Source organism: Streptomyces ipomoeae 91-03 (genome assembly GCF_000317595.1).
GTDB lineage: Bacteria > Actinomycetota > Actinomycetes > Streptomycetales > Streptomycetaceae > Streptomyces > Streptomyces ipomoeae.
Window position 1 is genome coordinate 1 of record NZ_AEJC01000195.1, and the last position, 10,176, is coordinate 10,176.

General features: G+C 71.3%; 12 protein-coding genes. 4 read left to right on the forward strand and 8 right to left on the reverse strand.

The genetic code is table 11. The features are described from left to right. Window positions 1–66: 66 nt before the first annotated feature. From der to aroH, 5 genes are all read right to left on the reverse strand, one after another. Window positions 67–1,539, reverse strand: coding sequence for a ribosome biogenesis GTPase Der (gene der / locus STRIP9103_RS12995; protein WP_048820196.1), 1,473 nt, complete (start codon window positions 1,537–1,539; stop codon window positions 67–69). Window positions 1,540–1,644: 105 nt separating this feature from the next. After that, entirely contained in the window at window positions 1,645–2,238 is a 594-nt protein-coding gene (locus tag STRIP9103_RS13000) for a lysophospholipid acyltransferase family protein (RefSeq protein WP_048820198.1), read from the reverse strand. 116 nt (window positions 2,239–2,354) lie between these two features. Continuing rightward, window positions 2,355–3,047: a (d)CMP kinase gene (cmk, locus tag STRIP9103_RS13005; RefSeq protein WP_048820199.1), complete on the reverse strand. Its 693-nt coding sequence runs from the start codon at window positions 3,045–3,047 to the stop codon at window positions 2,355–2,357. 346 nt (window positions 3,048–3,393) lie between these two features. Further along, complete coding sequence (locus STRIP9103_RS13010; RefSeq protein ID WP_009309551.1) at window positions 3,394–4,479, reverse strand: prephenate dehydrogenase; 1,086 nt, start codon at window positions 4,477–4,479, stop codon at window positions 3,394–3,396. Beyond that, entirely contained in the window at window positions 4,476–4,838 is a 363-nt protein-coding gene (gene aroH / locus STRIP9103_RS13015) for a chorismate mutase (protein WP_009309560.1), read from the reverse strand. The genes STRIP9103_RS13010 and aroH overlap by 4 nt, the downstream gene beginning before the upstream one ends. A gap of 262 nt (window positions 4,839–5,100) precedes the next feature. Here aroH and STRIP9103_RS13020 point away from each other — a divergent pair, with 262 nt between their 5' ends. The 4 genes from STRIP9103_RS13020 to STRIP9103_RS13035 are packed head-to-tail and all read left to right on the forward strand — an operon-like array spanning window position 5,101 to window position 7,617. Further along, window positions 5,101–5,784 carry a hypothetical protein gene (locus STRIP9103_RS13020; protein ID WP_009309555.1) on the forward strand — a complete coding sequence of 228 codons (684 nt, stop codon included), beginning with the start codon at window positions 5,101–5,103 and terminating at the stop codon, window positions 5,782–5,784. A 36-nt stretch (window positions 5,785–5,820) separates the two neighbouring features. Next, window positions 5,821–6,411 carry a DUF6529 family protein gene (locus STRIP9103_RS13025; RefSeq protein ID WP_009309550.1) on the forward strand — a complete coding sequence of 197 codons (591 nt, stop codon included), beginning with the start codon at window positions 5,821–5,823 and terminating at the stop codon, window positions 6,409–6,411. Beyond that, a complete protein-coding gene (locus STRIP9103_RS13030; RefSeq protein ID WP_009309578.1) occupies window positions 6,408–6,842 on the forward strand; it encodes a Rieske (2Fe-2S) protein in 435 nt (144 codons plus the stop codon). Before STRIP9103_RS13025 ends, STRIP9103_RS13030 begins: the two co-directional genes overlap by 4 nt. 22 nt (window positions 6,843–6,864) lie before the next feature. Further along, entirely contained in the window at window positions 6,865–7,617 is a 753-nt protein-coding gene (locus tag STRIP9103_RS13035; protein WP_048820197.1) for a nucleotidyltransferase domain-containing protein, read from the forward strand. On the opposite strand, the gene STRIP9103_RS13040 is transcribed toward STRIP9103_RS13035, so the two are convergent. From STRIP9103_RS13040 to STRIP9103_RS13050, 3 genes are read right to left on the reverse strand one after another with little or no spacing between them, the layout of a single operon-like run. After that, a complete protein-coding gene (locus STRIP9103_RS13040; protein ID WP_009309553.1) occupies window positions 7,534–8,292 on the reverse strand; it encodes a nucleotidyltransferase domain-containing protein in 759 nt (252 codons plus the stop codon). The genes STRIP9103_RS13035 and STRIP9103_RS13040 overlap by 84 nt on opposite strands. Window positions 8,293–8,295: 3 nt before the next feature. Then, window positions 8,296–9,318, reverse strand: a complete 1,023-nt coding sequence (locus STRIP9103_RS13045) for an ADP-ribosylglycohydrolase family protein (protein WP_009309557.1) — start codon at window positions 9,316–9,318, stop codon at window positions 8,296–8,298. Then, complete coding sequence (locus STRIP9103_RS13050) at window positions 9,318–10,073, reverse strand: NUDIX hydrolase (protein WP_009309575.1); 756 nt, start codon at window positions 10,071–10,073, stop codon at window positions 9,318–9,320. The genes STRIP9103_RS13045 and STRIP9103_RS13050 overlap by 1 nt, the downstream gene beginning before the upstream one ends. Window positions 10,074–10,176: the final 103 nt, after the last annotated feature.

Genomic DNA, 10,176 nt, shown 5'->3' on the forward strand with positions numbered 1-10,176 from the left:
CGACCGCGCGGTTCCGTGCCCAGTCCTCCCGGTCGTCCGTGGCCGCAGCCTCTTCGTGTCGTGCCGCTACTTCTTCTTGCCGCGCTTCTCGCGGACCCGTACCGAGATATGGATCGGCGTGCCCTCGAAGCCGAACTCCTCGCGGAGGCGGCGTTCGATGAAGCGGCGGTAGCCGGCCTCGATGAAGCCGGAGGCGAAGAGGACGAACCGGGGGGGCTTGGTGCCGGCCTGGGTACCGAAGAGGATGCGGGGCTGCTTGCCGCCCCGGATCGGGTGCGGGTGGGCGGAGACCAGCTCGCCCAGGAAGGCGTTGAGGCGGCCGGTCGGAACGCGGGTCTCCCAGCCGGCGAGGGCCGTCTCGATCGCGGGGACCAGCTTCTCCATGTGCCGGCCGGTGCGCGCGGAGACATTGACCCGGGGTGCCCAGGAGACCTGGGCGAACTCGGTCTCGATCTCCCGCTCCAGGTAGTAGCGGCGCTCCTCGTCGAGGGTGTCCCACTTGTTGTAGGCGATGACCATCGCACGGCCCGCCTCGACGGCCATGGTGACGATGCGCTGGTCCTGCACCGAGATGGACTCGGAGGCGTCGATGAGGATGACGGCCACCTCCGCCTTCTCGACGGCGGCGGCGGTGCGCAGCGAGGCGTAGTAGTCGGCGCCCTGCTGGAGGTGGACGCGCTTGCGGATGCCGGCCGTGTCGACGAACTTCCAGGTGACGCCGCCGAGTTCGATCAGCTCGTCGACCGGGTCACGGGTGGTGCCCGCGATCTCGTTGACGACGACGCGCTCCTCGCCCGCCACCTTGTTGAGGAGAGAGGACTTGCCCACGTTCGGGCGGCCGATCAACGCGATGCGGCGCGGGCCGCCGACCACCGTGCCGAAGGTCTGCTCGGGCGCCTCCGGCAGTGCCTCCAGAACGGCGTCCAGCATGTCGCCGGTGCCGCGGCCGTGCAGCGCGGAGACCGGGTGCGGCTCGCCGAGGCCCAGGGACCACAGATACGCCGCGTCGGCCTCGCCGCTCGGGCCGTCGACCTTGTTGGCGCACAGCACGACGGGCTTGCCGGCCTTGCGGAGCAGTCGTACGACGGCCTCGTCGGTGTCGGTGGCGCCGACCTTGGCGTCGACGACGAAGACGACCGCGTCGGCGGCCTCGATGGCGTACTCGGCCTGGGCGGCGACGGAGGCGTCGATGCCGAGGACGTCCTGCTCCCAGCCGCCGGTGTCGACGACCTTGAAGCGGCGGCCCGCCCACTCGGCCTCGTAGGTGACGCGGTCGCGGGTGACGCCGGGCTTGTCCTCGACGACCGCCTCGCGGCGGCCGATGATGCGGTTCACAAGAGTCGACTTGCCGACGTTCGGGCGGCCGACGACGGCGAGGACGGGCAGCGGGCCGTGGCCCGCCTCCTCGATCGCGCCCTCGACGTCCTCCAGGTCGAAGCCCTCTTCCGCGGCGAGCTCCATGAACTCCGCGTACTCGGCGTCGCCAAGCTCTCCGTGGTCGTGCTCGCCCGAGCCCGCGGAGGAGATGTGGTCGTTCATGAAGTCCGTACCTCGTTCATCGTGTTGATCGGTGAGGCACCAGGTGTTCCTTGGGTGCTCCACTACTTCAGTGTCGCCCAGCGCCCCGATCGGACGCCCGACGTTTTACGGGCGGCGGCCGGTGAGCCGCCTGGCATCGTCCAGGTGTGCGCTGAGCTGCTTCTGGATGCGCTCGGTGGCCTCGTCGAGCGCCTTGCGCGTACGTCGGCCGCTGCCGTCGCCCGCGTCGAACGGGTCGCCGAAGACGACGTCGACGCGGGAGCGCAGCGGGGGCAGCCCCTTTATCAACCGCCCGCGCCTCTCGGTACTTCCCAGGACGGCGACCGGCACGATCGGCGCGTTGCCGCGCACCGCGAAGTACGCGAGACCGGCGCGCAGCGAGGCGAAGTCGCCCTCGCCACGGGTGCCTTCCGGGAAGATGCCGAGAACGCCGCCGTTGTCCAGGACGGCCAGCGCCCGCGTGATGGCGGTGCGGTCGGCGGTCGAGCGGTCCACCTTCAACTGGCCGATGCCGAGCAGGAAGGGGTCGAGCGGACCGATGAACGCCTCCTTCTTGATCAGGAAGTGCGTCGGCCGGGGTGCCACGCCCATGACCATCGGGCCGTCGATGTTGTGGGAGTGGTTGACGGCGAGGATCACCGGGCCGGTCGTGGGGACCTTCCAGGCGCCCAGCACCCGCGGCTTCCACAGCCCGTACATCAGACCGACGCCGATGCGCCGCCCGACCTCGGCGCCCCGTACCGAAGGTGCCTCGGCCGAAGGGGTCCGGGGCGAAGAGGTCCGGGCGGCGGTGCCCCGGTCCGCGGAGGCCTCGCTCACTTCGCCGCCCGCTTCTCCTCGATGAGGGTGATCACGCACTCGATGACCTGCTGGAGGGTGAGGTCCGAGGTGTCCACCTCGACCGCGTCGTCCGCCTTGGCGAGCGGCGAGGTCTTGCGGCTGGAGTCGGCCGCGTCCCGCTTGAGCAGGGCCTCGCGGGTCGCCTGGACGTCGACGCCCTTCAGCTCACCGCTGCGGCGGGCGGCGCGGGCCTCGGGGGAGGCGGTGAGGAAGATCTTCAGGTCGGCGTCCGGCAGCACGGTCGTCCCGATGTCGCGGCCCTCGACGACGATGCCGTTCTCCGCGCCGGCGGCGACGGAGCGCTGCAGCTCGGTGATCCGCGCCCGTACCTCCGGAACGGCGCTCACCGCGCTGACCTTGGAGGTGACCTCCTGGGTGCGGATGGGCCCGGCGACGTCCGTGCCGTCGACCGTGATGGTCGGCGCGGCCGGGTCGGTGCCGGAGACGATCTCCGGCTTGCCGGCGACGGCGGCGATCGCCGACGGGTCCTCTATGTCGATGCCGTTGTTGACCATCCACCACGTGATCGCCCGGTACTGGGCGCCCGTGTCCAGATAGCTCAGCCCGAGCTGCGCGGCCACGGCCTTCGAGGTGCTCGACTTGCCCGTGCCGGAGGGGCCGTCGATGGCAACGATCACAGCCGGGGCGGTCCGGTCGGCCTTTTCCACGGTGACGGACACCTTCCTGGTACGCGGTGGTGGGAGTGCGGGACACGAAAACAGCCCCGCACAAGGTTACTGGCTCCCCGGACCTACTCTTACGGGCCCTTCCCACAGCTCAGGACGGAGGGCTACTGCCGAATCGACCAGCCCCGCTCCCGCAATGCCGCCGTCAACACCGGCGCCGCCTTCGGTTCCACCATCAACTGCACCAGACCGGCCTGCTGACCGGTGGCATGCTCGATGCGGACGACCAATCCTCGACGCCGCCCTCGCGACCACTCGGCGCCAGGGCGCCTCCCGGGCTTCGAGACGGCTGCGGCGGCCTCCGACCGCCGACCCCACCACACCCTGCCTACTGCCGAATCGCCCAACCCCGCTCCCGCAATGCCGCCGTCAACACCGGCGCCGCCTTCGGTTCCACCATCAACTGCACCAGACCGGCCTGCTGACCGGTGGCATGCTCGATGCGGACGTCCTCGATGTTGACCCCGGCCAGTCCCGCGTCGGCGAAGATGCGGGCCAGCTGGCCGGGCTGGTCGTCGATCAGGACGGCCACGACCTCGTAGACCCGCGGAGCGGACCCGTGCTTGCCGGGGACCCGGACCTGCCCGGCGTTGCCGCGGCGCAAGACGTCCTCGATGCCGGTGACGCCCTCGCGGCGTTTGGCCTCGTCGGAGGCCTGGAGGGCGCGCAGCGCCTGGACGGTCCCGTCGAGGTCGGCGGAGACCTCGTCGAGGAGGTCGGCGACCGGGCCGGGGTTGGCGGAGAGGATGTCGATCCACATGCGCGGGTCGGAGGCCGCGATCCGGGTCACGTCGCGCAGGCCCTGCCCGGACAGCCGTACGGCCGACTCCTCGGCGTGCTCCAGGCGCGCGGCGACCAGGCTGGAGACCAGGTGCGGCATGTGCGAGACCAGGGCGACGGCACGGTCGTGGGCGTCCGCGTCCATGACCACCGGCACGGCCCGGCAGTGCGAGACCAGTTCCAGGGCGAGGTTCAGGACCTCGGTGTCGGTGTCCCGGGTGGGGGTGAGCACCCAGGGGCGGCCCTCGAAGAGTTCACCGGTGGCGGCCAGGGGTCCCGATTTCTCCCGGCCCGCCATGGGGTGCGAACCGATGTACGTCGACAGGTCGAGGCCGAGTTCCTCCAGCTCACGACGCGGGCCGCCCTTGACGGAGGCGACGTCGACGTAGCCGCAGGCCACACCCCGGCGCATGGCGTCCGCGAGCACCGCGGCCACGTGCGAGGGCGGGGCGGCGACGATCGCGAGGTCGACCGGGCCCTCGGGCGCCTCGTCGGTGCCGGCGCCGAGCGCGGCGGCCGTACGGGCCTGCTCGGGGTCGTGGTCGCTGAGGTGGACGATGACACCGCGCTGGGCGAGGGCGAGGGCGGCGGAGGTACCGATCAGGCCGGTGCCGATGACGAGTGCGGTTCTCACTGGGCGATGTCCTTGCGGAGTTCGGCCGCGGCGCCCAGGTAGACGTGCGCGATCTCGGAGCGGGGCCTGTCGGACTCGATGTGCGCGAGGATCCGTACGACCCGGGGCATGGCGCCCTCGATGTCCAGCTCCTGCGCGCAGATCAGCGGTACGTCGACGATGCCGAGCTTGCGGGCGGCGGCGGCCGGGAAGTCGCTGTGCAGGTCGGGGGTGGCCGTGAACCAGATGCTGATCAGGTCGTCGTGGGTGAGTCCGTTGCGCTCCAGGACGGCGGTGAGCAGCTCGCCCACCTGCTCGTCCATGTGCCCCGCCTCGTCCCGTTCGAGTTGGACAGCGCCCCGGACCGCTCGTACCGTCACGGCTGTACTCCTCACCTCATGGCCCTACTGCATTGTCCGTCCAGCTTAATGAGCGGCCGTCGGCCCGGTGTGCGGCGTCCGCCTGCCGAAACGCCCTTGACCAGCGGAAACCGCGGGCGCGGGCGCCGCCATCCGACTCCGACAATGTCACGTCACCGTCCCGTCGCTCCGGGTGAAACACCTCCGTGCGCCCCTGGACGGTGTCCCGCGCGTCCGCTTGCATGGGGGAGGCCGTCCGTGCCGCGTCTCGGGGGAGGCTCGTATGAAGCGCTCCGGACCACTTCTCACGCTCCTCGCCGGACTTCTGCTGGCCCTGTTCATGCTGTCGCTCAACGCGACGACAGGGACCCGCGCCACCTCGTCGTCCACCAGGAACGAGCCGCCGCCCGCCTCGGCCCCGCCGAACCCGTCCTTGTCCCCTTCCCCGTCCCCGTCCCCGTCGAAGGCGTCGCCGTCAGCCGGCTCGACGACGCCCACCCCGCCGCCGAACGCCGACTACGCGGGCCGTACCGACGACGACTCATCGGCGGTCGCGGTCTCGCTGCGCGACGGCAAGGCGGTCGCGTACTTCTGCGACGGCCGCGACAAGGAGTCGTGGCTCAAGGGCGACGTCGAGGACGACGGCGACATGAGGCTCACCGGCAAGAACGGCGCCGAGCTGAACGGCACGCTCAAGGACGGCGGCATCCGCGGCACGGTGGACATCGGCGGCCAGGAGTACGGCTTCACCGCGGACAGGGCGGTCAAGCCGTCGGGGCTGTACCGGGCGACCGCGAACGTACGCGGGGCCGAGGTCGACGGCGGCTGGATCGTGCTGCCCGACGGCCGCCAGGTCGGCATCCTCAAGCGCGACGGCAAGCCCTCGGCGGCACCGGAGATCGACCCCGAGACGGGCGCGGTGACGGTCGACGGACAGCGGCTCGCGGTCCGCCCCGTCACTCCATGACGCCCCTCTGAACCCGCTCACGGCAGGGAGCAGCGCATGACCGTCGACCCCGACGCCGCCACCCAGGACTTCCCGTCCCCGCGCCCCGCCCACGGCCGGCGCCCGGGCGGTGCCGGCCGCTATCTGGTCCCCGCGCTGGTGGCGTGCGCGGTGGCGGTCGGCCTCGGCGCCTACGGCAAGGCGCACGATCCGGCGGGGACCGCGTTCAACCTCGCGGGCTTCAGCAGCACGGGCGCGGTGAAGTCATGGCTGGCGACGGTGTCGTTCGGCTTCGCGCTCGTCCAGCTGGTGTCGGCGCTGATGGTGTACGGCAAGCTGCCGGGCCCGAGTTGGTCGGGGGTGCTGCATCGCTGGTCGGGGCGGGTGGCGTTCCTGGTGGCGGTGCCGGTGGCGGTGCACTGTCTGTACGCGCTGGGTTATCAGACATACGAGTCGCGCGTTATGTGGCACTCCCTCCTGGGTTGTTTCTTCTTCGGTGTTTTCAGTGCAAAGATGCTGCTGCTCCGTTCGGAGCGACTTCCCGGCTGGCTCCTGCCGATCGTCGGCGGCCTCGTCTTCGCCGCTCTCACGGTCGTCTGGCTGACCTCCGCCCTCTGGTTCTTCCGCACGTTCGGAGTGACGACATGACGATGGGTTCGACGCGGCGCGCGGTTCTGGCGACCGGCGCCGCGGGCACGGCGGCGCTGCTGATGGGATGCGGCGACGGCGGCGACAGCGGCAGTGACACCGTCGAGGAGCAGACCCCCGGACGCACGGGAACCGGCGAGGGCGGCGAGGAACTGGCCAGGACAGCGGACATCCCGGTGGGCGGCGGCAAGATCTTCAAGGATCAGAAGGTCGTCGTGACCCAGCCCGAGGAGGGCGACTTCAAGGCCTTCTCGGCGGTCTGCACCCACCGGGGCTGCATCGTCGACAACGTCTCGGACAAGACGATCAACTGCGTGTGCCACGGCAGCAGGTTCAGCATCACGGACGGCGCGGTGGAGAACGGCCCGGCGACCATGCCGCTGCCCGCCGAGCAGATCACGGTCTCGGGAAATTCGATTCAGCTGGTCTGAGCCACCCCGTACGCTCCCGGGCATGCGCCCCGAGACCCTGGTCCGCGACCACACGATCTACGCCTGCGTGATGGGTTCGCGCGCCTTCGGTCTCGCGACGGACGACAGCGACACGGACCGGCGCGGTGTCTTCCTGGCCCCCGCAGAGCTGTTCTGGCGCTTCGAGAAGCCGCCGACGCATGTGGAGGGGCCGGCGGAGGAGCAGTTCAGCTGGGAGCTTGAGCGCTTCTGCAATCTGGCCCTGCGCGCCAACCCGAACATCCTGGAGTGCCTGCACTCCCCCTTGGTGGAGCACGTCGACGGCACCGGCCGCGAACTGCTCTCGCTGCGCGGTGCGTTCCTGTCCCGCCGGACCCATGAGACGTTCGCCCGCTATGCCCTGGGCCAGCGCAAGAAGCTGGACGCGGACATCCGGCAGCACGGGGCGCCGCGCTGGAAGCACGCCATGCATCTGCTCCGCCTGCTGATGAGCTGCCGGGACCTGCTGCGCACGGGCGCGCTGACCATCGACGTCGGCGACCAGCGCGAGCCCCTGCTGGCGGTGAAGCGCGGCGAGGTCCCCTGGGCCCGCGTCGAGTCCTGGATGACCCGGCTGGCCGCCGAGGCCGAGGAGGCGGCGGCCCGTTCCCCGTTGCCGGCGGAGCCGGACCGGGCACGCGTCGAGGACTTCCTCGTCCGGACCCGGCGCGCGTCAGCCCTCCGGTCCGGCGAGGCGGACGCGGACCACGAAGTCGTGCAGGCCGTCGTACGCGGACGGGTTCTCCGGCAGCACTGACAGGGCCTGCTCCTCGTCGAGCACCCCCTGCAGCCGCTCCACGTCCTCCGTCACGCGCTCCCGGTCCACGTCGGCCTTGCCGTGTTCCTGCGCCGCCTTCGCCGCGACGAGGTCCGGCAGATAGGCGGGGGCGTCGACCTGCGGCAGCAGGGTGGGCAGATGGGCCTGCACCTCGCCGCTGCGCATGAGGTGGATGCCGGTGAGCAGCACCCGGAACGTGTAGAGCAGCGGCTTGAGTTCACCGGTCTTCTCGAAGAGCCGCCACTGGGTGACCGCGAACCCGCGGTAGTGGTGGGCGTGATACCGGGTGAGGACGCCGGGGGCGAGCGCGATCAGCTCGCGGTGCGCCTCGCTCGTGTGCACGACGAGCGGGGAGAGCAGCTGCTCCAGCACATAGCCGTTGCGGCGCAGCATCAGTCGTACGAACTTGCGCAGGTCGTGCGTGACGAGGTCCATCTCGACACCGTCCCGGTCCCACATCCTCGACCGGGTCTCCTCCGGCTCGCGCAGTCCGACCAGTTCGGCCGTGGGCAGCAGGTGCACACCGCGCAGGTCGACGTCGGAGTCGCGCGAGGGGAAGCCGTACAGGTGGGCTCCGGAGACAGTGGCGAAGAGCAGGGGGGCGGGTTGTTCGGCGACCACCGGGGCCAGGTCGATGTCGAGGGCGTCGATCATCCCTCAAGCGTCCCAGAGGGCCCCCAGTGACACGAGGTCACCCTGGTACTCGATGCGGTCGGCCCACTCGGTGGGCCAGACGGACGGCCCGTGGTAGGCGCCCGCGAAGGCACCGGTGAGGCAGGCGATGGAGTCGGAGTCGCCGGAGGTGCAGGCGGCGCGGCGCAGCGCGGTGACGGGCTCGTCGACGAAGAGCAGGAAGCACAACAGGCCGGTGGTGAGGGCCTCTTCGGCGATCCACCCCTCCCCCGTGGCCAGGCAGGGGTCGGTCTCGGGCGACGGGCGCCCGAGGGCCTGCTGGAGCCGGTCGAGGGCGTCCAGGCACTCGTCCCAGCCCCGGGCGATGAAGTGCTCCGGCGAGGGGTCCTGGGCGTACGTCCACAGGTCGCCGAGCCAGCGCGCGTGATAGCGGGCGCGGTTCTCGTACGCGTACGACCGCAGCCGTCCGACCAGGCCGAGCGGTTCGACTCCGTGGCTGAGCAGCCGTATCGCGTGTGCGGTGAGGTCGGCGGCGGCGAGGGCGGTGGGGTGGCCGTGGGTGAGGCCGGCCTGCAACTGGGCGGCGCCCGCGCGCTGTTCGTCGCTGAGCGGGCCGATGAGGCCGAGGGGCGCGACCCTCATGTTGGCGCCGCAGCCCTTGGAGTGGATCTGGCTGGCGAACTGCCACGGGTGGCGCTCCCGCGCCAGGAGGTCGCAGGCGGCCATGCAGGTGTGGCCGGGGGCGCGGTTGTTCTCCGGGGAGCGGGACCAGTCGACGAACTCCTTGCGGACGGCCCGCTCCAGGGCCTCGGGGCCGAGCACCCCGCGGTCCATGGCGGCTCGCAGCCCGTGCGCCAGCGCCAGGGTCATCTGGGTGTCGTCCGTGACGATCGCCGGCTTCGGCAGCTCCATCTTCCGCCAGTGGCCGCACTTGGCGAGGATCGACGGTACGTCGTCGAACTCCGTGGGGAAGCCGAGCGCGTCCCCGAGGGCGAGGCCGAGCAGGCATCCGGTGGCGGCGCGCTTGTCGAGCAGCGTCATGGTCATCAGGGCCGTCCTTCCGTGGTGGGTCGGAGCAGGGGCGGGTGCAGGGCGGTGGCCCCACCCGCGCGGTACAGCGCTGCGGGCTTGCCGCGACCGCCGGTCAGGCGTGCGGCGCCGGGCACCGGTTCGACGAAGCCCGGCGTGGCCAGCACCTTGCGCCGGAAGTTGGGCCGGTCGAGGGGGGTGCCCCACACCGTCTCGTAGACCTGCTGCAACTCGCCGAGGGTGAACTCGGGCGGACAGAAGGCGGTGGCGAGACAGGTGTACTCGAGCTTGGCGCCTACGCGGTCGTGGGCGTCGGCGAGGATGCGGTCGTGGTCGAAGGCGAGCGGGCCGATGGCGTTGAACCGCAGCCACTGGGCCTGGGCCGCGTCACCGCCGCCGTGCGGAATGGGCGGGTCCGGGAGCAGTGCGGCGAACGCGACGGTGACGACCCGCATCCGCGGGTCCCTCCCCGGCTCGCTGTAGGTCCGCAACTGCTCCAGGTGGAGCCCGGAGGCGTCCGTGACCCCGGTCTCCTCCGCGAGCTCCCGCCAGGCGGCCTCCTCCGCGGACTCGTCCGGCAGCACGAACCCGCCGGGCAGCGCCCAGCGCCCCGCGTACGGCTCCTGTCCGCGCTCGACGAGCAGCACCTGGAGGGTGCCGGCGCGGATGGTGAAGACGGCCAGGTCGACGGTGACGGCGAAGGGCTCGTAGGCGTACTTGTCGTAGCCCTCGGGCGCGTCGCCGTTCGACGCGTCGCCGACGGGTGCGGTCATGTCCGCCCACCCCCTCGAACGGTCACCATTAATAGTCACTTTGACTAATAGTCATCACGACTATAAAGATGCGGGCGCCCGCGCACAACCCTCCGGTGTGGAA